We start from the raw sequence: 20,332 nt of genomic DNA, 5'->3' as shown, positions 1-20,332 counted from the left end.
AATTATGACCGTTTGCTGACAACACGGGGGAATCCGGCGACCGGCGGCAGCGCGTCGGCGGCGCGTGGACGCCGCCACCGTCCGGGTTTGCTACCATGCAGCTGCGCCGTTGTCTGGCGCACCCTATGGACGACCACCCCAGCCCCCCTCCCCCGCGCCGCCTCGGCGCTCATGTCCCCGTCTCCCTCGCCGCCAGGGAGCGCGCGCATGCTTGAATTATTGGTCGTGGCAGCCCTGGTGCTGCTGAACGGCTTCTTCGCGATGTCCGAGATGTCGCTGATGACCTCGCGCAAGAGCCGCCTGAAGCAGATGGCGCAATCCAGCACGCGCGCGGCCAAGGCGCTGGCGCTGGCCGAGAACCCGGAAAACTTCCTGTCCACGGTGCAGATCGGCATCACCGCGATCGGCATCCTGACCGGCGTGTTCGGCGGCGACGCCATCGGCGAGGCGATCGCGACCAAGCTGCAGTCGCTGTTTCCGACGCTGTCGGCCACCTTCAGCCTGATCGGGCAGCCGCAGCCCTGGTCGGCGGTGATCGGCAAGACCCTGGCGATCGTGCTGATCACCTTCCTGACGCTGATCTTCGGCGAACTGGTGCCCAAGCGCCTGGCGCTGACCCGCTCGGAAGTCATCGCCGGCGTCGTCGCGGTGCCGATGGGCTGGCTGGCCCTGATCGCCGCGCCGGCGGTGTGGGTGCTGTCGCGCTCGACCCGGCTGGTGCTGCGCGTGCTCGGCCTGGGCAACGAACAGTCGGCGTCGGTGACCGAAGAGGAGATCCGCATGCTGGTGGCCGAGAGCCACGAGGCCGGGGTGATCGACAGCCACGAGCGCGACATGATGAACCGGGTCATGCGCCTGGGCGACCGCACCGCCGACAGCCTGATGACGCCGCGCAACCGCATCGCCTGGCTCGACGCCAATGCCGAGCCGGAGCGCAACTTCCAGGCGATGCGCGAGCACGAGTTCTCGCGCTATCCGGTGTACCGCGGCAGCGACCAGGACATCGCCGGCGTGCTGGAAGTGAAATCGCTGGTCACGCGCATGGACGGCGACGCCACCCAGCTGTTCCAGAGCCTGCGCGAGACCCTGTTCGTCTCCGAGTCCACCCATGCGATGAAGCTGCTGGAGATCTTCCGCGAGGAACAGCAGTCGATGGCGCTGGTGGTGGACGAGTACGGCGAGATCCAGGGCCTGGTCACGATCAGCGACCTGATGGGCGCGGTGGTCGGGCGCCTGCAGTCGGTGGACAACGCCGACGAGGACGCGCTGGTGGTGACCCGCGCCGACGGCTCGCTGCTGATCGACGGCTCGCTGGCGATCGAGGACCTGCGCGAGCTGCTCGGCGGCGCCGAGCTGCCCAAGGCCGAGGAAGGCGACTACAACACCCTGGCCGGGCTGTGCATCTACTACTTCGGCCGCATCCCGCACGCCGGCGAGTTCTTCGACTGGGCCGGCTGGCGCATCGAGATCGTGGACCTGGACGGCGCGCGCGTGGACAAGCTGCTGCTGAGCAAGCTGCAGGACGAGAACAGCGATGACATCACCGGGTGAGACACCCGGCACGGACGAGGCTCACGGCTACCGCGCCGAAGGCATCCGCACCCTGCTCGACAGCTTCCTGCTCGGCGATCCGGACGAACAACTGCGGCTGCGCACGATCCTGGCCGACCTGCAGCACAGCGCGTTCGGCGTGTTCCTGTTCGTGGCGATCCTGCCCGCATTTCTGCCGGTGCCGGGCCTGGCCGGCGGCCTCAGCGGACCGCTGGTGACGCTGATCGGCGCGCAGATGCTGATCGGCCTGCGCAAGCCCTGGCTGCCGCGCTTCATCGGCGAACGCGGCCCGCGCCGGCGCACCATGCAGCGCTTCGTCGGGCGCATCGCGCCGTGGCTGCGGCGGCTGGACAAGCTGCTCAAACCGCGCCTGCCGGCGCTGGTCGAGACGCTGCCGGCACGCGCCTTCAGCGGCCTGCTGCTGGTGGTGCTGGGGATCTTGCTGTCGCTGCCGATCCCGTTCACCAACTACGCCTTCGGCGCGATGCTGCTGCTGTTCTCGCTGGCCCTGCTGGAGCGCGACGGCGGCCTGATGCTGGTGTCGTGGCTGGGCGGCATCGCGGTGGCGCTCGGCCTGGGCCTGGCCTCGGACCAGGTGGTGGAGCTGAGCCGCGCGTGGCTGCACAAGCTGTAGTCCGCGCTTGGCGGGGAAGATGGTCGCGCCGCAGCCGTGCCACGCACGCCGCGGACACGACGGGTCCGGCAACGCGGCGCTAATCCGAACCCGGCACCTCGGGGAACACTTGCCTGCGCAGCGGCTGCGCCGCCTGGGCCTCGTACGCCGTGCGCTGCAGACGTTGCAGCTGCAGCGCGAGCTGATGCAAGACGGCCTCCAGGCCGCAGCCGCGCGCGGCCGGCGGCAGGTATTCGGATTCCATGTGACGCCCCCTGTTTCGATCCGTGGATGCGTGGCGCCGAGCGGCGCGATGCCGTGTCCTGCCACGTGCGCACCAGCCCTTGGCGCGCCATCCGAATCTGAGCCACAGCATAGGCAACGCGGAGTGAAAACCGCCGCTGTCGCCGCGACTTGTCTACTTTGCGCACCAAACCAGCCCAGGCCGCTGGCCTGCGCACGCGGCCGTGCGCTGCGGCCGCGCCTGCCGACGCCTACGCAGCCAGCGCCTGAGTCCAGGCCTGCGCAGCGATCGCGAACGAGCGCAGCCGCGCCGCGTGGTCGTGGATGTTGGCGGTCAGCAGCAGTTCGTCGGGACGGTGGCGGGCAACGAACTCTGCCATGCCGCGCGCGACCTCGGCCGCATCGCCGAGTACGGTGCAGGCCAGCGCGCGCTCCACACCGGCTTTTTCGTGCGGTTGCCAGAACGCTTCGATGTCGTCGATCGGCGGCGGGATCAGGCCCGGGCGGCCGCGGCGCAGATTGACGAAGCTCTGCTGCTGGGTGGTGAACAGGCGCCGCGCCGCGTCCATGGACGCGGCGCCGACGACGTTCAATGCCAGCACCGCGTACGGATCGCGCAATCGCGCCGAGGGGCGGAACTCGCGCCGGTACACCGCCAACGCCTCGTCCATCGCGTCCGGGGCGAAGTGCGAGGCGAACGCGAACGGCAACCCCAGCGTGGCTGCCAGGCGCGCGCTGAACAGGCTGGAGCCGAGCAGCCACACCGGCACCTCGATGCCGGCGCCGGGCACCGCGCGCACCAGCTGGCCGAGCTCGGCCGGTTCGAAATAGCGCAGCAGCTCGGCGACGTCGTGCGGAAACTGGTCGGCGCTGTCGAAATAGCGGCGCAAGGCACGCGCCGTGGCCTGGTCGGTGCCAGGCGCGCGGCCCAGGCCCAGGTCGATGCGCCCCGGGTACAGCGAGGCCAGGGTGCCGAACTGCTCGGCCACCTGCAGCGGCGCGTGATTGGGCAGCATGATACCGCCGGCGCCGACCCGGATACGGCTAGTGCCGCCGGCCACATGCCCGATCAGCACCGCGGTGGCGGCGCTGGCGATGCCGGGCATGTTGTGGTGCTCGGCCAGCCAGTAGCGGTGATAGCCCCAGCGCTCGGCGTGCTGCGCCAGGTCCAGCATGTTGGCGAAGGCCTGGGTGGTGTCGCTGCCTTCGCAGACCGGGGCGAGATCGAGGATGGAGATCGGCATCATGGAGATGGGTTTCCTGCAAAGCGATGCATTGGAATTGGGGGCGCGAGGCACCGATTGCAGCGGCCGGTGCCGGAACGCTGCTTTGCGGTGGCGGTGTGCCTGGGCGAGGGTTCGCGTGCGGGCGTACCCTCACCCCAACCCCTCTCCCGGGGGCAGCGGAGCTCACGCTTTCCTTCTCCCTCCGGGACCATGGCCCCCTTCTCGGCCTGATTAGCGCTGTGTCTCAGCTGGTGATGCTGCCTTGGTTTAGAAATGCAGGTTCTTCAGTGAGATACGGCGATGATGCTCAATCGGATCCAGTTCCAAAAGGGGCTTTCGATTCCGGCTTTTCTGAGCCGCTACGGCTCCGAGGCGCAATGTGTCGAGGCCTTGGTTCAGGCCAGGTGGCCCAATGGCTTCGTGTGTCCGCAGTGCGGACACACGCATGCCAGTGGCTTTGAGCGGGGACGCCAGCACCTGTGGCAGTGCGCGCGCTGCCGGGTACAGACCAGCTTGACCGCCGGCACGCCCATGGCAGACACCAAGCTTCCCTTGCGGGTGTGGTGGCTGGCCATCTATCTGGTGAGCCAAGCCAAGAACGGAATTGCTGCGCTGGAACTGGCTCGGCAACTGGGCGTGTGCTATCGCACTGCATGGCGGATCAAGCACAAAGTGATGTCGGCGATGGCCGATCGTGAGCAGTCACGCCGGCTCGACGGAGAGGTCCAGATCGATGATGCCTATCTGGGCGGCGAACGCGCCGGTGGTCCAGGCCAACCGCAGTGGCGCAATAAAGTGCCGTTTATTGCAGCGGTTTCCCTGCATCAAGGGCGCCCGCGCTATCTCCGCCTGGATGTGGTCTCCAGCTTCCGAAGAAGCGTCGTGCACACGTGGGCTCAGCAGGCACTGGCACCGGGCACCCATGTCGTCAGTGATGGGCTGACAGCGTTCACCGGTGTGGGCTGGGCAGGCCTGACCCACGATGCCATCGTGACCGGAAGCGGCCGCAAAGGCGTCCAGCAGCCTCGTCTGCGTTGGGTCAATACGATCCTGGGCAATCTCAAAACGGCGCTTAGCGGCACCCACCATGCGGTGGACTTCCCCAAATACGGCGCGCGCTACCTGCATGCGCATGCCTACCGCTTCAATCGCCGCTTCAACCTGGCCGCCATGGTGCCGCGCCTGGCCAGTGCCCTGGCCGGCGCGGGAAGGCTCACAGAGCAGCAACTGCGTACGACAGCTGAGACACAGCGCTAATCAGGCCTTCTCGGGGGAAGGTGCACCGAAGGGGCGGATGAGGGTACGGGCACCAACACCTCGCGCGCCCGACACGCGCGACGCAAGGCAGCCACGCCGGCTGCACGACGGCCCAATTACGCTGCACACTCCGTCACGCGAGCTTGCGCCATGCCCCTGATCCCGCCAGTCTCCACCATTCCCGCCCTGCCCCTGCACGATCGCGTAATCCTGGTCACCGGCGGCGCGCAAGGCATCGGCCGCGGCGTGGTGCAGGCGGTGCTGGGCGCCGGCGGCCGGGTCGCGTTCGGCGATCTGGACGCCGAGGCCGGGCGCGCCTGCGTGGCCGAACTCGATGCCGGCGAGCGCGTGCTGTTCCGGCGCCTGGATGTGGCCGCCGAGCCCAGCGTGCGTCGCTTCGTCGACGCCGCACTGGCGCAGTTCGGCCGCATCGACGGCCTGGTCAACAATGCCGGCATCGCCGATCCGCACAGCGGCCCGCTGGAGCGCCTGGCGCTGCGCGAATGGAACCGGCGCCTGGGCGCCAGCCTGGGCGGCGCCTTCCTGTGCAGCAAGCATGCGCTGCCGGCATTGCGCGACAGCGCCGGCGGTGGCGCGATCGTCAATATCGCCTCGACCCGCGCCCACCAATCCGAGCAGGACAGCGAAGCCTACGCGGCGGCGAAAGGCGGCCTGCTGGCCTTCACCCACGCACTGGCGATCAGCGCCGGGCCGGCGCTGCGGGTCAACTGCATCAGTCCCGGCTGGATCGCCACCGACGCCTGGCGCAAGCCCGGCGCGCGGCGCAAACCGGCGCTGTCGCGGCAGGATCATGCGCAGCACCCGGCCGGGCGGGTCGGTACGCCGCAGGATATCGGCGCGCTGGCGGTGTATCTGCTGTCGAACGATGCCGGGTTCGTGACCGGCCAGGACTTCGTGGTCGATGGCGGGATGAGCCGCAAGATGCAGTACGCGTAGTCGCCGCGCTGCCGCCAATCCGATCCTGTTTTTTGCAGGAGCGGCTTCAGCCGCAACCGCACGACGCGTGCAAAGCGGTCGCGGCTGAAGCCGCTCCTACACGGCGTCCACCAGCGGCTGCAGCTGCGGGTCCAGCGCCACGCGTTCGTCGAAGACGAAGCAGCGGCCGTCGTAGCCTTCGCCGCCTACTTGCTCGAAATAGCCAAGGATGCCGCCATCCAGTTGCAGCACGTTGTCCATGCCGTCGGCACGCATCCACAGCGCCGCCTTCTCGCAGCGGATGCCGCCGGTGCAAAAGCTGACCACGGTGGCGTCGGCCAGGTCGGCGCGATGCGGCGCCAGCGCCTCGGGCAGCTCGGTGAACTTGACGATCGGCAGGGTCAGCGCGCCGGCGAAGGTGCCGTAATCCACTTCCTGCGCATTGCGCGTATCCAGCAGCACCACGCGGCGGCCGGCGTCGTCGTGGCCCTGCCGCAGCCAGCGCTGCAGCGTCGCCGGCGCCACCGCCGGCGCGCGTTCGGCGCAAAGCGGCGAGGCCGTATCGCGGCGGAAACTGATGACCTCCGGCTTGACCTTGGTCTTCAGCCGCGCGAACGGCTGCTGCGCGCTGCTGCTGGTCTTGACCCGCAGGTCGGCGAAGCGCGGGTCGGCGCGCAGTTGCGCGTAGAAGGCGTCGATCGCCTCCGGCGCACCGGCCAGGAACAGGTTGATGCCCTCGCCCGCAACCAGGATGGTGCCGCGCAAGGCGCCGGCTTGCGCCCGGTCCTGCAACTGCGCGGCGAGCGCGTCGGGATCGGCGATGGCGACGAAATGGTAGGCGGCGGTGTTGGCGATCATCCGCGCATTTTAGCGTGCGCCGCGCCGCTCAGCCGCGCAGCAGGAAGAACGGCAGCAGCACCAGCGAGGCGATCAGCAGCATGCCCAGCAGCGTCGCCAGCACGAACAGCGGGCGCCGCCGCAGCAGCGTGGCGAAGGTCTCGGCGCTGCCGTCGCGCAGCGCCGCGGCGCGTTCGGCACGCGCGCGTTCGCCGCGCTGTGCCTGGTAGTCGGCCAGCAACGCCTTGGCCCGCGCCTGCTCGGCATCCTCGCGCAGCCACACGCCGCCGGCGGAAATGCCGAAGGTGCCGGGGCGGGTTTCGTAGTAGTCGATGCGCGCGGCATCGAGCAGTGCACGCACCTCGGCGAGTTCGTCGTCGGGCACGTGGCGCAGGTTGAGCAGCAGTGTGGCCATGCGCCGATGATAGCCGCTGCGGCGATGCGCTACCCTTGCACGCCCTGTTCGCCATGGATGTCCGCATGCGCCGTGTCCTGCTGCTGTTGAGCCTGTCGTTGCCGGTCTGGCTGTTGAGCGGCTGCACGCCGCCGGGTCCGCCGCCGGGCGGCAGCATCGCCGCATTTCAGATGATCGACGAGCAGGTCGGCAGCGGCGCCGAGGCGCGACCCGGCAACCAGGTCACCGTGCACTACACAGGCTGGCTGTACGACGAGAACGCCAAGGACCAGCGCGGCGAGAAGTTCGATGCCTCCGCCGACCACGGCCAGCCCTTCAGCTTCACCCTCGGCGGCGGCCAGGTGATCCGCGGCTGGGACGAAGGCGTGGCCGGCATGCGCGTGGGCGGCAAGCGCAAGCTGATGATCCCGGCCGAATACGGCTACGGCGCCAGCGGCGCCGGCGGGGTGATCCCGCCCGGCGCCTCGCTGGTGTTCGAGGTCGAACTGCTCGACGTCAAGCCGCGTTGAGCCGCAGCCGCCGATGCCCGCCAACAAGCTCGCCGCCGCCGTGCGCGGCCGCATCGCCATCGTCGGCGGTGGCCCGGCCGGACTGATCGCCGCCGAGACCGCGCGCGCGGCCGGCGCCGAGGTCGATGTGTACGAGGGCAAGGGTTCGGTGGGGCGCAAGTTCCTGATCGCCGGCAAGGGCGGCCTCAACCTGACCCACTCCGATCCGTTCGCGCTGTTCGTGTCGCGCTACCGCGAACGCGCCGCGCAGGTCGGCGCATGGCTGGCCGACTTCGACGCCGACGCGCTGCGCGCCTGGGCGCAGGCGCAGGGCGTGGCGACCTACGTCGGCAGTTCCGGCCGCGTGTTCCCGCTGGACCGCAAGGCCGCGCCGCTGCTGCGCGGCTGGGTGCGGCGACTGAAGGACGCCGGGGTGCGCTTCCACGTGCAGCATCGCTGGCAGGGTTGGAACAGCGAGGGCGCACTGCGCTTCGCCAGCGCCGACGGCGAACGCCTGGTGCCAGCCGATGCCTGCGTGCTGGCGCTGGGCGGCGGCAGCTGGCCGCAGTTGGGTTCCGATGGCGCCTGGCAGGACACGCTGCGCGCGCGCGGCGTCGAGCTCGCGCCGCTGCAGCCGGCCAACTGCGGCTTCGACATCGACTGGAGCGCGCATTTCCGTGAACGCCATGCCGGCGCGCCGCTGAAACCGGTGATCGCGCACTGGCACGACGCGCAGGGCCGCGAACACGCGCTGCAGGGCGAATGCGTGGTCGGCGAACACGGCCTCGAGGGCAGCCTGGTCTATGCGCTGTCGGCGGATCTGCGCGAGGCCATCGCCGCGCACGGGCCGACCGCGCTGTGGCTGGACCTGGCGCCGGGCCGCGACCTGGCGCGGCTGCAGGCCGAGCTGGGCAAGCCGCGCGGCGGGCGCAGCTTCGGCGAGCACCTGCGGCGCCAGGCCGGCATCGACGGGGTCAAGGCGGCGCTGCTGTTCGAGGTGCTGGGCAAGCAAGCCGGCGACGATCCGGCGCGTGCGGCGGCCACGCTGAAGCGGCTGCCGCTGATCCTGCTGCGCCCGCGTCCGCTGGCCGAGGCGATCAGCAGCGCCGGCGGCGTGCGCCTGGAGGCGCTGGACTCGGCGCTGATGCTGCACGCCCTGCCCGGCACCTTCTGCGCCGGCGAGATGCTCGACTGGGAAGCGCCGACCGGCGGCTACCTGCTCAGCGCCTGTTTCGCCAGCGGCCTGCGCGCCGGGCGCGGTGCGGTGGCGTGGCTGCACCAACACGGGCGCGACTGAGCCGCGCCGGCATCGCCGGGGCAGCTCAGAGGTCGGCGATTCGAACGCGTCGCAGGGGATCGCGCTTGGCGCTGTACATGGCCTCGTCGGCGCGCTGGATCAGCAAGGCCGGATCGAATTCCGGGCCGGTCTGCAGTGCGATGCCGATGCTGGGCTGCAACGGCAGGCGCTGTCCGTCGACCATGCAACCGTCGTGCGCGGCAGCCAATACCCGCGCCGCTGCCGCCTGCGCTTCGCCGCGGGCGTCGGCCAACTGGTCCAGCAGCACCACGAACTCGTCGCCGCCCAGGCGCGCGATGAAGTCCTGCTCGCGCAGGCAGGCCCTGAGCAAGCGCGCGAAATGCACCAGCACCGCGTCGCCGGCGTGATGGCCGAAACGGTCGTTGACCGTCTTGAAATCGTTGAGGTCCAGGAACATCACCGCCACCTGGTCGGCGCCGCGGCGACCGGGCTGGGCCAGCATCCGGCGCAGGGTCTCGTTCCACGCCATCCGGTTCGGCAGCCCGGTCAGTTCGTCGCGCAGCGCGCGCGCTTCCATCAGCCGCGCCAGCCGGGTCTGCCCGGTGATGTCGCTGATCATGATGTGGAAGCCGGGGCGCGCCGGCGCCATGGAATCGTCGGGCAGGTAGTTGGAGTGCATCACCCGCAGTTCGCCGGCCGCGTCGCGCAATTCCGTATCGAAGTGCTGCGCCTCGCCGTCCAGCACCCGCTGCAGATAGGGCCGGATCCTGTCCAGGTGCTGCGCATCCAGCAGGTCCGGCAGGCGCCGGCCGATGATCGCCGCCGGCGCCAGCGCGAACCAGTCCGCATAGGGCTTGTTGACGAACTGATAGCGCAATTGGCTGTCGACGTAGGCGATCAGGGTCGGCGCGTTGTCGGCGATCGTGCGCAGCTGCGATTCGCTCTGGCGCAGGCGCACCTCGGCCAGATGCTGCTCGGTGACGTCCTGGATCTGCGCCACCAGGTGCAACGGCCGCTGGTGTTCGTCGCGCACCAGCGACACCGCCTGGCGGGTCCACAGCGTGGCGCCGTCGCGGCGCAGGTAGCGCTTTTCGAGGTGGTAGCCGCTGCGTTGCCCGGCCACCAGTTCGGCCGTCAGCGCCAGGTCCGGGGCGACATCCTGCGGATGGCTGAGCTGGGGGAAATCCAGCGCCAGCAGCGCGTCGCGATCGTAGCCCAGCATCACGCACAAGGCGTCGTTGACCTCGAGCCAGGCGCCTTGCAGCGAGACCAGCGCCATCCCGTGCGCCGCCGCCGAGAACGCGCCGGAGAACCGCTGCCCGGCCAGCAGCGCGGCGCGCAGCGCCTGGCGTTCGACGGTGACGTCGCGCATCACGCAGACCGCGCCCAGCGCGCGCCCGTCGGCGTCGTGCAGCCGTTCGGCGCTGCACAGCACGCTGCGCGGCGGCTGTCCGGCGGCGGCGACGACGATCTCCGCATCGCGCACCGATTCGCCGCGCCAGGCGCGGAACAGCGGGACCTGCTCGCTGTCGAGCAGGCGCCGGCCATCGGCGTCGAACAGGTCGAAATACCGCGCCCATTGCGCCGGCGGCAATGCGCGCGGATCGGTGCCGTGCCAGGCGCGCGCGACCCGGTTGAACTGGGCCAGCGTGCCGTCCGCCGCACACGACACGACCCCGTCGGGCACCGTCTCCAGCAACAGGTTCAGCAGCTGCGCCTGGGTCCGCGCCGCGCGTGCGTCGCGCCGCGCCTCCAGTTGCATCGTCACCTGCGCGGCCAGGCGCCGCAGTCCTTCGCGGTGCGCGGTGCCCAGCTGCCGCGGCATGGTGTCGATCACGCCCAGGCTGCCGTAGAGATAGCCGCCGCTGCCGCGCAAGGGCATGCCGGCATAGAAGCGGATATGCGGCGGCCCCTGCACCAGCGGATTGCCAGCGAAGCGCGGGTCCTGCAAGGCATCCGGCACTTCCAGCAATTCCGGCGACAGCAGCGCATGCGCGCAGAACGCCAGCTCGCGCGGCGTCTGCGCCACGTTCAGACCGCGGCTGGCCTTGAACCACTGGCGGTGTTCGTCGATCAGCGTGATCAGTGCGATCGGCACGTCGCACAGCTGGCTGGCCAGCCAGATCAGGTCGTCGAAGACCGGCTCCGGCGGCGTGTCCAGCATGCCCAGTTCGGCCACCGCACGCAGCCGCTCCAGTTCGTCGGCAGGCAATGGCGCGGGGATGAAGCCGGGGGGCGGTCGCTGGGACATGCGCGGCAAGTGGAATGGGACCCGATCACGATAACTGGCCGCGGGCGGGGATGGCAGTCGCACAAGCGCGGTTGGCGACATGCACCACATTAGGCGCATCGCCAGTGGCCCGGCAGGCCGCCTGCTGCGGCGCAAGCTGCGCCTGCGCAGCGCAGCAGCGTGCGGGCGTGGCGCGATGCAGCGTAGCCCCAGGCAGCCGCCGGCAAAGCCGCTAGACGGCGGCCACCGGTGCGCCGGCGTGCGCCTGCCCAGGGTATTTTCCATGTGGGTGCGGGCCAGCGCGATGCCGCTGGGATGCGCATAGCGGCCCTGCCGCAGCACCGCGTAACCCTGCGCCAGATAGAAAGCGACCGCGTTGAGCGCGGCGGCCAGACGGATGCGCGCGCCAGGCACCAGCTTGGCTTACAGCGCCTGCAGCAGGTGTCGCCCCAGTCCACTGCCGCGCAAGTCGGGATCGACGAACAGCCCATCGATCGCGCTGCCGGCCAGATCGGCCACGCCGCAGCCGCGCAGGCGCCCGCCGACGCCCTCGGCGAGCACCGCGCCGCCGCTGGCGATCAGCTGCGGGTACGGCGCCGGCGATGCGGCCTAGATCACCTCGGGCGGACAGTGCGTACTGCAGACCTGGCGCACGCAACGGGTGCGCAGCGCCCACATCGCGTCGATATCGGCGTGCCGCGCCGCGCCCAAGGCGACGGCCCCTGGCGGCGGCGCGGCGGCGCTCATCGCGACTTGCTGTCGCGCAGACTGCGGATCCGCACCGGCGGCTGGAACGAATCGCTGCGCGCATCGGCCCAGTACTCCTGGAACACCGCGTGGTCGGGCACGCCGTCGCGCAGCAGTTCGCCCGGCTCCAGATAGCGGTACAGCGAGGCCAGCGAACGGATCTCGACCTGCGAGATGCGCCGCAGGATGTGTTCCGGCCCCAGTTGCGACGGATCCGCCAGGCCGGCGGCGCTGAGCAGTTCGCGCAGCGCATGCAGGGTGTTGGCGTGGTAGTGCTGCACCCGCACCGCCTTGTCGGTGGGATCCAGGTGCTTCCAGCGGCGCTGGTCCTGGGTGGCGATGCCGGTCGGGCAGCGGTCGCTGTGGCAGCTCAGCGACTGGATGCAGCCCAGCGCGAACATGAAGCCGCGCCCGGCGTTGCACCAGTCCGCGCCCAGCGCCAGGGTGCGCGCGATGTCGAAGGCGCTGGTGATCTTGCCGGCCGCGCCGAGCTTGATCCGCTCGCGCAGATCCAGCCCGACCAGGGTGTTGTGCACCAGCAGCAGCGCCTCGTGCATCGGCACGCCGACATGGTCGATGAACTCGGCCGGCGCCGCGCCGGTGCCGCCTTCGGCGCCGTCGATGACGATGAAATCCGGGTACAGCCCGCTTTCCTGCATCGGCGATCGCGAACCACTCCCACGGATGCCCGATCGCCAGCTTGAAGCCGCTCGGCTTGCCGCCGGACAACGCACGCAGCCGGGCAACGAACTGCAGCAGTTGCAGCGGCGTGGAGAACGCCGAATGGCGTGACGGCGACACGCAATCCTGGCCCATCGCCACGCCGCGGGTGGCAGCGATCTCGGCGCTGACCTTGGCCGCCGGCAACACCCCGCCGTGGCCGGGCTTGGCGCCCTGCGACAGCTTGACCTCGATCATCTTCACCTGCGCCAGGGTGGCGTTGGCGACGAAGCGCTCCTCGCTGAAGCGCCCGTCCGCATCGCGGCAACCGAAATAGCCCGAGCCGATCTCCCACACCAGGTCGCCGCCGCATTCGCGGTGATACGGCGAGATCGAGCCTTCGCCGGTGTCGTGGTAGAAGCCGCCGCGGCGCGCGCCTTCGTTGAGCGCGCGGATGGCGTTGGCCGACAGCGCGCCGAAGCTCATCGCCGAGATGTTGAACACGCTGGCCGAGTACGGCTGCGCGCAGTCGGCGCCGATGGTCACGCGGAAATCGTGGTGGGCGATCTCGCTGGTCGCCAGCGAGTGGTTGATCCACTCGTAGTCGGTGGCGTAGGCGCTGCGCAGGGTGCCGAACGGCACCACGTCCATGACGTTCTTGGCGCGCTGGTAGACCAGAGCGCGCTGCTGGCGCGAGAACGGCGCCTCCTCGATATCGCTCTGCAGGAAATACTGGCGCATCTCCGGGCCGACCGATTCCAGCCCGTAACGGAAATGCGCCAGGATCGGATAGTTGCGGCGCAGCGTACTGCGCGTCTGCAGCAGATCCCAGGTGCCGAGCACGGCCAGGATCGCGAAGGCGGCCACGCCCCAGCCCCACAACGGCCAGATCGCGCACAGGGCGATGGACAGCGCCAGCGACACGCAGCTGGCGACATAGGCTAGGTAGCGGTGCATCGCGTTCCTCGCGAGTTTCGGAAGCCCGCGAGTGTAGGCGCTGCAGGCCGGCAATGGCGCTGGCGGCACCGACCGCCCGCTTGGGCGGCGTACAGCTTGGCGGTACCCGGCGTGCGGCGTTTTCCGCTACAGCCGATCGTCCACCGCCTCGCGCGGCCACACCGACTTGACGTCGTAGACCACCAGGTTCGGCGTGCCCAGCGCGCGGATCTGCGCGGCATCGAAACCGCGGTATTCGTCGTGCGCCACTGCCAGCACCACCGCGTCGTAGCGGCCGGCGACCGGCGCCGGCAGCAGTTCCACCCCGCCATGTTCGCGCGCCAGCTGCGGCGCGGCCCACGGATCGCAGGCATCGACCCGCGCGCCGCTGGCGGCCAGCGCCTGCACCAGCTCCAGCGCGCGGCTGTTGCGCAGGTCCGGGCAGTTCTCCTTGAAGGTGACGCCGAGCACCAGGATCGTGGCCGCGGCCATGTCAACGCCCTTGTCCGCCAGCAGCGCCTGCACCCGCGCCGCGACATGCGCGCCGACCCGGTTGTTGACCTGCCGCGCGGTGTGGATCAGGTCCGGGTGGTAGCCCATGCTCTCGGACTTGTGCAGCAGGTAGTACGGATCCACGCCGATGCAGTGGCCGCCGACCAGGCCGGGGCGGAACGGCAGGAAATTCCATTTGGTGCCGGCCGCCTCCAGCACGTCCTGGGTATCGATGCCGAGGCGGTCGAAGATCAGCGCCAGTTCGTTGACCAGGGCGATGTTGACGTCGCGCTGGATGTTCTCCACCACCTTCGCCGCCTCGGCCACACGGATCGACGGCGCGCGCCAGGTGCCGGCGCCGATGATGCTTGCGTACAGCGCATCGACCGCATCGGCGGCCGCGGCGCTGGAGCCGGAGGTGATCTTGCGGATGTCGGCCAGGCGCCGCTGGCGATCGCCTGGGTTGACCCGCTCCGGGCTGTAGCCGCAATGGAAATCCTCGTTGAAACGCAGGCCCGAGCCTTGTTCCAGCAGCGGCACGCACACCTCTTCGGTGGTGCCCGGATACACCGTGGATTCGTAGATCACCAGGTCACCGCGCTTGAGCACGCCGGCGAGCAGCGCGCTGGCCTGGCGCAGCGGCTGCAGGTCGGGCTGTTCGTAGGCGTCGATCGGGGTCGGCACGGTGACGATGTAGACGTTGCGGTCGCGCAACGCGGCGGCATCGTCGCTGTAGCGCAGGTGCACGCCGGCGCGCAGTTCGTCCGGTTCCATTTCCAGGGTCTGGTCGTGACCATCGCGCAACTGCGCCACGCGCTGCGCGTCGATGTCGTAGCCGAGGGTGTCGTAGCGCGCGCCGAAGGCCACCGCCAACGGCAAGCCGACATAGCCCAGGCCGATGACGGCGATGCGCAGTTGCGCGGGATCGAACACGAGAGCGACGGGCATGCCGTTCCTTTCAGGGCGCCGCGACGGCGCTGTGAGCCGGCGGCGCGGGTGGTCGCGGAAGTGCGGATGTCCGCGGCGCGGACCCACGGCCATGGTAAGCGCCGCGGCGGCGCGCTCCAAGCGGGCCTGCAAGGCGCGTTCCCGCGGCGCGCGCGGCATTGCGCAATGGCTGCGCATGCAACGGTTCTTGCCACCGCCGCGACGCGGATGTGACCTGGCCTTTACGCCACACGCCTTATGGTGGACGAACGCCTCTGCGCAATTCCGCAACAACCCCCCAACTACAGGAGATCTCGCCGTGAGCCACGCTCCGAGCCTGCTCGTGGATGTCGAAGCCGAACTGGCGCATTGGAAGATGCTGCACGGGGAAGGCAAGCTGGGCCCGCAGTCCTTCAGCGAGCATGCGCGCCTGATCAAGATGGCCTGCGACGTGTTCCTGCAACTGCCGCGCGAGCCCAACGCGGTGCGCATGCAGCGCCTGCGCCAACGCTACGACGCCGAGCATCCGTGGCCGCGCATCGCCTGGAGCGACGCCGAGGCGCTGGTGCTGGGCTGCTGGGCCAGGCTGGACGGTTCGGAACGGCGCGATACCCATCCCGATCCGGCCCCTGTCCCGGCCTGACCCTGCAGACACCCATGGCCAGCACCTGCAATGGCGAGAACGCGCACAGCTCCCAGCAGCGCAGCCACACGCCCGACAAACTGCACAACGACAATGCGCAGTGGAAGGATCGCGACCAGCCCGACAGCGATCCCGAGCGCAATCACGCCGATCCGGAACGCGACTATCCGCGGCCAGACGGTGGCGAATGACCAGGACACCGGTCGCGCAGCCCTAAGCGCCACCACCCGCTCAGCGCAGGCTCGACCCGCGCACGATGCAGCGACCGCTCAGCACCACCTTGCGCATCGGCAGGGTCGGCGCATTCAGCCGCTCCAGCAGCAATGACATCGCGGTGCGGCCCATGTCTTCCACCGGCTGTTCGATCACGGTGATGCCCGGCTCGACCAGATCGGTCCAGCTCTCGTTGTCGAACCCGGCCAGCGCCAGCTCCTGCGGAATGCGCAGGCCGGCGCCGCGCGCGGCCTTCAGCGCGCCCATCAGCAGCAGGCTGTTGCTGGCCACCAGCGCCTCGGGGCGCTCGGGTTGCGCCAGCCATGCCTGTACCTCGGCCGTCGCCGCCTCCGCGCTCGGCGCCACCTCGCGGTAGTCCGGCGCCAGGCCGTGCGCCTGCATCGCCGCCAGATAGCCGTCGCGGCGCTCGGCGGCGGTGCTGCTGGTCTTGCCGAACAGCCCGCCGATGCGACGCAAGCCGCGCCCGGCCAGGTGCTCGATCAAGCTCGCCATCGCCGCGGCGTTGTCCAGCACCACGCTGTCGTGCACCCCGGCCTTGCCGGCACGGTCGAGCAGCACCACCGGATAGTCGAAGTTCAACGTCGGCAACTGGCTCTGGGTGGTGCGGGTCGGCGCGAAGATCAGACCGCTGACCCGTTCCTCCTGCATCAGTTGCAGGTACAGCGCCTCGCGCTGCGGATCCTCGTCGGTGTTGCACAGGATCACGCGCATGCCGGCGCGATAGGCCACCTCCTCGACCGCGCCGATCGCCGCGGTGAAGAACGGGTTGCGGATGTCGGCCACGATCAGCCCGACGATCCCCGAATGCTGCGAGCGCAAGCGCCGCGCCATCAGGTTGGGCCGGTAGCCGGTCTCGCGCACCGCCGCCTCGACCCGCGCCCGCACCTCCTCGCTGACCGGGCCCTGGCCCAGCGCCCGCGACACGGTCGAGGTCGAGACCCCGGCCACCCGCGCCACGTCGTGGATACTGACTGTCACTGGCAACGTTCCCGCAAAATTCCCACTGCAACCCCCTTCCAAGTGGCCGGATTCGATAGTAGCACCGGTATTTCACCAGCAAATTGTGCAGTGCACATTGACGCGACAGTGGGAACGTTCCCACACTGCGCCCACTCGCCGCCCCAGATCTTCGAAGGATGCCCCCCGCGTGACCCAGACGAATCTCCCCGTATTGGTCGCCAGCGAACTGGTCCGCATCAACGTCCAGGTCCGCGACAAGGCCGACGCCATCGCCCAGGCCGCGCAACTGCTGGTCGCTGCCGGCTGCGTGCCGCCGGCCTACGCGGCCAGCATGCTGCGCCGCGAGGCGCTGGCCAACACCTTCCTCGGCCACGGCGTAGCGATCCCGCACTGCACCGGCGACGATCGTCATCTGGTCCAGCGCGACGGCATCGCGGTGCTGCAGATCCGCGACGGCGTGGAGTGGAATCCCGGCCAGACCACCCACCTGGTGGTCGCCATCGCCGCGCAGTCCGATACCCACATCACCCTGCTGCGGCGCTTGACCCGGCTGATCCAGGACCAGCCGCGGCTGGACGCGCTGTTCGCCAGCGACGATCCGCAGGCGATCGTCGACGCGCTGAGCCAGGATGCGGTCGCTGCGGCGAGCGGGAAGCCGGTCGCCGACTTCGGCGAGCGCTTCGAGTGGACCGTCGCCTACCCCACCGGCCTGCATGCGCGCCCAGCCACGCGCTGGGTGGAAACCGCGCGCGGCTTCGCCTCCCGGATCCAGGTACGCGCCGGCGAGCAGACCGGCGACGCCAAGAACCTGGTGTCGCTGCTGCAGCTGGGCCTGCATGCCGGCGACACGGTGACCATCTCGGCCGAAGGCCAGGACGCCGCCGCCGCGCTGGCGCGGCTGCGCAGCGTCATCGACGGCCTCACCGCCCAGGAGAAAGCCGACGCACAGGCCGCGGCGCAGCGCCGCGCCGCGCCGGTCACCGGCTGGACCCCGCCGCAGGCGCAGCCGGCCATCGTCGGCATCGGCGCCAGCCCGGGCCTGGCGATCGGCGTGGTGCACAAGCTGGCCGGCAACGACGGCCCGGTACCGGACGCGCCGGTGCCGCTCAGCGACGGCGGCGCGCTGCTGCACGACGCGCTGCTGCGCACCCGCCAGCAACTGCAGGCGATCGAGGACGACACCCGGCGCCGGCTCGGCGCCGGCGACGCGGCGATCTTCCGCGCCCAGGCCGAACTGCTCAACGACACCGACCTGATCACCCTGGCCTGCCAGCTGATGGTCGAAGGCCACGGCGTGGCCTGGTCCTGGCAGCAGTCGGTCGAGCGCATGGCCAACAAGCTGTCGGCGCTGGGCAACGCAGTGCTGGCCGGACGCGCCAGCGACCTGCGCGACGTCGGCCGCCGGGTGCTGACCCAGATCGATCCGAGCCTGGCCAGCGGCAGCCTGGAGCACCTGCCCGATCGCCCCTGCATCCTGCTCGCCAGCGACCTGTCGCCGTCGGACACCGCGCACCTGGACACCAGCCGCGTGCTCGGCCTGGCCACCGCGCTGGGCGGGCCGACCTCGCATACCGCGATCCTGTCGCGCACCCTGGGCCTGCCGGCGCTGGTCGCCGGCGGCGCCGACCTGCTCGACCTGGACGACGGCGCCACCGTCATCGTCGACGGCAACAGCGGCCGCCTGTACCTGGCGCCGTCGGAGGCCGACCTGGCCTCGGCCCGCGCCTATATCGAAGAACAGCGCCAGCTGCGCGAACGCGAGGCCGAGCAGCGCAACCAGCCGGCGCAGACCCAGGACGGCCACCGCGTCGAGATCGGCGCCAACGTCAACCTGCCCGAGCAGGTGCCGATGGCGCTGGCGCAGGGCGCCGAGAGCGTGGGCCTGATGCGCACCGAATTCCTGTTCCTGGAGCGCGGCAGCACCCCCAGCGAGGACGAGCAGTACGCCACTTACATGGCGATGGCCAAGGCGCTGGACGGCCGTTCGCTGATCGTGCGCGCGCTGGACATCGGCGGCGACAAGCAGGTCGCGCACCTGAACCTGCCGCGCGAGGACAACCCGTTCCTCGGCGTGCGCGGCGCGCGCCTGCTGCTGCGCCGCGCCGACCTGCTGCAACCGCAGCTGCGCGCGCTGTACCGCGCGGCCAAGGACGGCGCCAAGCTGGCGATCATGTTCCCGATGATCACCTCGGCGGCGGAAATCGTCGCGCTGCGCGCCGCGTGCGAGCGCCTGCGCGCGGAGCTGGACGCGCCGGAGGTGCCGCTGGGCATCATGATCGAGGTGCCGGCGGCGGCGATCCAGGCCGACGCGCTGGCGCGGCATGCCGACTTCTTCTCGATCGGCACCAACGACCTGACCCAGTACACGCTGGCGATCGACCGGCAGAACCCGGACCTGGCCGCCGAGGCCGACAGCCTGCATCCGGCGGTGCTGCGCCTGATCCGCACCACGGTCGAGGGCGCCGCGCGCCACGGGCGCTGGGTCGGCGTGTGCGGCGGGCTGGCCGGCGATGCGTTCGGCGCGGCGCTGCTGACCGGACTGGGCGTGCACGAGCTGTCGATGACCCCCAACGACGTGCCGGCGGTGAAGGCGCGCCTGCGCGGCAGCCGCCTGGACGCACTGCAGGCCTTGGCGCTGCAGGCGCTGGACTGCGAGAGCGCGGCCGAGGTGCGCGCGCTGGACGGAACCGGCGCATGAGCGTGCAGGCCGTCAGCGTCAGCCTGAACCCGGCGATCGACCTGACCGTGGCGATCGACCGGCTGCAGCCCGGCCAGGTACATCGCGCCAGCAGCGCGCACGCCATCGCCGGCGGCAAGGGCATCAACGTCGCCGCCTGCCTGGCCGATGCCGGCATCGCCACGTCCGCGCTGGGCGTGCTCGGCGCCGGCAACGCGCACCTGTTCGACACCCTGTTCGCCGCACGCGGCATCGACGACCGCTGCCTGCGCGTGCCCGGCGACACCCGCACCAACCTCAAGCTGGTCGCCGCCGACAGCGGCGCCACCACCGACATCAACCTGCCCGGCCTGCCGCTGGGCGCGGCCGAGCTGCAGGCGGTCGGCGCGCGCCTGGCCGAGTTGCTGCGCCCGGGCATGCCGGTGGTACTGACCGGCAGCCTGCCGGCCGGCCTGGCCGCCGACAGCTGGCGCACGCTGCAGGCGCAGGCCGCCGCCGCCGGCGCGCGGGTGCTGCTGGACACCAGCGGCGCGCCGCTGCGCGAAGCGCTGGCCGCGCCGCGCGCGCAGCTGCCGTTCGCGATCAAGCCCAATCGCCACGAACTGGAAGACTGGGCAGGCGCGCCGCTGCACGGCAGCGCCGACGTGCTGGCGGGTGCGCGCGCGCTGCTGGCCAGCGGCATCGCACTGGTGGTGGTGTCGCTGGGCACCGACGGCGCGCTGTTCGTGCGCGGCGAGCAGGCGCTGCTGGCGCACCCGCCGCAGCTGGCCGGCGGCAGCAGCGTCGGCGCCGGCGATGCGATGGTCGCCGGCCTGGTCGCCGCGCTGCTCGCCGAGGCCGACCTGGCGACCTGCGCGCGCCAGGCCACCGCCTTCGCCGTGGCCACGCTCGGCAGCGGCGCCGCACGCCGGCTGCCGCGCGAGCGGGTCGCCGGCATCGCCGCCGCGGTACGCATCGAGGCGCTGCAATGAACGCCTCGTCGCCCCCCATGCCTTCGAAGCG

The 20,332-nt window shown here is 70.7% G+C and carries 19 protein-coding genes and 1 pseudogene; 10 read left to right on the top strand and 10 right to left on the bottom strand.

From position 1 onward, the window contains the following. The first annotated feature begins 207 nt into the window (after nt 1–207). Together KHF85_RS08735 and KHF85_RS08730 are read left to right on the top strand one after the other, a co-directional pair. Nucleotides 208–1,551 carry a hemolysin family protein gene (locus KHF85_RS08735; RefSeq protein ID WP_284569269.1) on the top strand — a complete coding sequence of 448 codons (1,344 nt, stop codon included), beginning with the start codon at nt 208–210 and terminating at the stop codon, nt 1,549–1,551. Then, on the top strand, nt 1,535–2,185 hold the full coding sequence (locus KHF85_RS08730; protein ID WP_284569268.1) for an exopolysaccharide biosynthesis protein: 651 nt from the start codon (nt 1,535–1,537) through the stop codon (nt 2,183–2,185). The genes KHF85_RS08735 and KHF85_RS08730 overlap by 17 nt, the downstream gene beginning before the upstream one ends. 79 nt (nt 2,186–2,264) lie before the next feature. On the opposite strand, the gene KHF85_RS08725 is transcribed toward KHF85_RS08730, so the two are convergent. Together KHF85_RS08725 and KHF85_RS08720 are read right to left on the bottom strand one after the other, a co-directional pair. Beyond that, the gene (locus KHF85_RS08725; protein WP_175402470.1) at nt 2,265–2,429 is read right to left on the bottom strand and encodes a hypothetical protein; all 165 of its coding nucleotides are present in this window, start codon (nt 2,427–2,429) and stop codon (nt 2,265–2,267) included. Nucleotides 2,430–2,658: 229 nt separating this feature from the next. Next, on the bottom strand, nt 2,659–3,654 hold the full coding sequence (locus KHF85_RS08720; protein ID WP_284569267.1) for an LLM class flavin-dependent oxidoreductase: 996 nt from the start codon (nt 3,652–3,654) through the stop codon (nt 2,659–2,661). Nucleotides 3,655–3,933: 279 nt separating this feature from the next. On the opposite strand from KHF85_RS08720, the gene KHF85_RS08715 reads away from it, so the two are divergent. After that, a complete protein-coding gene (locus KHF85_RS08715) occupies nt 3,934–4,890 on the top strand; it encodes an IS1595 family transposase (RefSeq protein WP_284568082.1) in 957 nt (318 codons plus the stop codon). 150 nt (nt 4,891–5,040) lie between these two features. Then, nucleotides 5,041–5,847: an SDR family oxidoreductase gene (locus KHF85_RS08710; protein ID WP_284569266.1), complete on the top strand. Its 807-nt coding sequence runs from the start codon at nt 5,041–5,043 to the stop codon at nt 5,845–5,847. Between the two features lie 96 nt (nt 5,848–5,943). Here the strand turns inward: KHF85_RS08710 and KHF85_RS08705 are convergent, their stop codons facing one another. Both KHF85_RS08705 and KHF85_RS08700 read right to left on the bottom strand, forming a co-directional pair. Continuing rightward, the gene (locus KHF85_RS08705) at nt 5,944–6,684 is read right to left on the bottom strand and encodes a sulfurtransferase (protein WP_284569265.1); all 741 of its coding nucleotides are present in this window, start codon (nt 6,682–6,684) and stop codon (nt 5,944–5,946) included. Between the two features lie 28 nt (nt 6,685–6,712). Then, entirely contained in the window at nt 6,713–7,078 is a 366-nt protein-coding gene (locus KHF85_RS08700; RefSeq protein WP_284569264.1) for a DUF6164 family protein, read from the bottom strand. A 65-nt stretch (nt 7,079–7,143) separates the two neighbouring features. Between KHF85_RS08700 and KHF85_RS08695 the strand changes: the two genes are divergently transcribed. Further along, the gene (locus tag KHF85_RS08695; RefSeq protein ID WP_064540584.1) at nt 7,144–7,587 is read left to right on the top strand and encodes an FKBP-type peptidyl-prolyl cis-trans isomerase; all 444 of its coding nucleotides are present in this window, start codon (nt 7,144–7,146) and stop codon (nt 7,585–7,587) included. 13 nt (nt 7,588–7,600) lie between these two features. Continuing rightward, entirely contained in the window at nt 7,601–8,863 is a 1,263-nt protein-coding gene (locus KHF85_RS08690) for a TIGR03862 family flavoprotein (RefSeq protein WP_284569263.1), read from the top strand. A 25-nt stretch (nt 8,864–8,888) separates the two neighbouring features. Here the strand turns inward: KHF85_RS08690 and KHF85_RS08685 are convergent, their stop codons facing one another. The 5 genes and pseudogenes from KHF85_RS08685 to KHF85_RS08665 all read right to left on the bottom strand — a co-directional run bounded on the left by KHF85_RS08685 (nt 8,889) and on the right by KHF85_RS08665 (nt 14,837). Beyond that, nucleotides 8,889–11,075: a sensor domain-containing diguanylate cyclase gene (locus tag KHF85_RS08685; RefSeq protein WP_284569262.1), complete on the bottom strand. Its 2,187-nt coding sequence runs from the start codon at nt 11,073–11,075 to the stop codon at nt 8,889–8,891. 402 nt (nt 11,076–11,477) lie between these two features. Continuing rightward, complete coding sequence (locus tag KHF85_RS08680) at nt 11,478–11,615, bottom strand: GNAT family N-acetyltransferase (protein ID WP_284569261.1); 138 nt, start codon at nt 11,613–11,615, stop codon at nt 11,478–11,480. Between the two features lie 48 nt (nt 11,616–11,663). Next, nucleotides 11,664–11,801, bottom strand: a complete 138-nt coding sequence (locus tag KHF85_RS08675; protein ID WP_284569260.1) for a hypothetical protein — start codon at nt 11,799–11,801, stop codon at nt 11,664–11,666. Continuing rightward, nucleotides 11,798–13,418, bottom strand: a pseudogene (locus KHF85_RS08670) (FMN-binding glutamate synthase family protein). The gene KHF85_RS08675 and the pseudogene KHF85_RS08670 overlap by 4 nt, the downstream one beginning before the upstream one ends. Nucleotides 13,419–13,544: 126 nt before the next feature. Next, nucleotides 13,545–14,837: a nucleotide sugar dehydrogenase gene (locus tag KHF85_RS08665; RefSeq protein WP_284569259.1), complete on the bottom strand. Its 1,293-nt coding sequence runs from the start codon at nt 14,835–14,837 to the stop codon at nt 13,545–13,547. 298 nt (nt 14,838–15,135) lie between these two features. Here KHF85_RS08665 and KHF85_RS08660 point away from each other — a divergent pair, with 298 nt between their 5' ends. Continuing rightward, on the top strand, nt 15,136–15,459 hold the full coding sequence (locus KHF85_RS08660) for a hypothetical protein (protein ID WP_053836115.1): 324 nt from the start codon (nt 15,136–15,138) through the stop codon (nt 15,457–15,459). A 14-nt stretch (nt 15,460–15,473) separates the two neighbouring features. Beyond that, nucleotides 15,474–15,650, top strand: a complete 177-nt coding sequence (locus tag KHF85_RS08655) for a hypothetical protein (protein ID WP_284569258.1) — start codon at nt 15,474–15,476, stop codon at nt 15,648–15,650. A 40-nt stretch (nt 15,651–15,690) separates the two neighbouring features. Here KHF85_RS08655 and KHF85_RS08650 read toward each other — a convergent pair whose 3' ends face one another. Continuing rightward, complete coding sequence (locus tag KHF85_RS08650; protein ID WP_284569257.1) at nt 15,691–16,671, bottom strand: LacI family DNA-binding transcriptional regulator; 981 nt, start codon at nt 16,669–16,671, stop codon at nt 15,691–15,693. Nucleotides 16,672–16,840: 169 nt separating this feature from the next. On the opposite strand from KHF85_RS08650, the gene ptsP reads away from it, so the two are divergent. Continuing rightward, a complete protein-coding gene (ptsP, locus tag KHF85_RS08645) occupies nt 16,841–19,351 on the top strand; it encodes a phosphoenolpyruvate--protein phosphotransferase (protein WP_284569256.1) in 2,511 nt (836 codons plus the stop codon). Continuing rightward, on the top strand, nt 19,348–20,301 hold the full coding sequence (locus KHF85_RS08640) for a 1-phosphofructokinase family hexose kinase (RefSeq protein ID WP_284569255.1): 954 nt from the start codon (nt 19,348–19,350) through the stop codon (nt 20,299–20,301). The genes ptsP and KHF85_RS08640 overlap by 4 nt, the downstream gene beginning before the upstream one ends. The last annotated feature ends 31 nt before the right edge of the window (nt 20,302–20,332 follow it).

Origin of the sequence: Xanthomonas graminis pv. graminis (genome assembly GCF_030168915.1) — a bacterium.
GTDB lineage: Bacteria > Pseudomonadota > Gammaproteobacteria > Xanthomonadales > Xanthomonadaceae > Xanthomonas_A > Xanthomonas_A translucens.
Note: the sequence above shows the minus strand (reverse complement) of the source record. Positions and strands in the feature narration are given on the sequence as shown.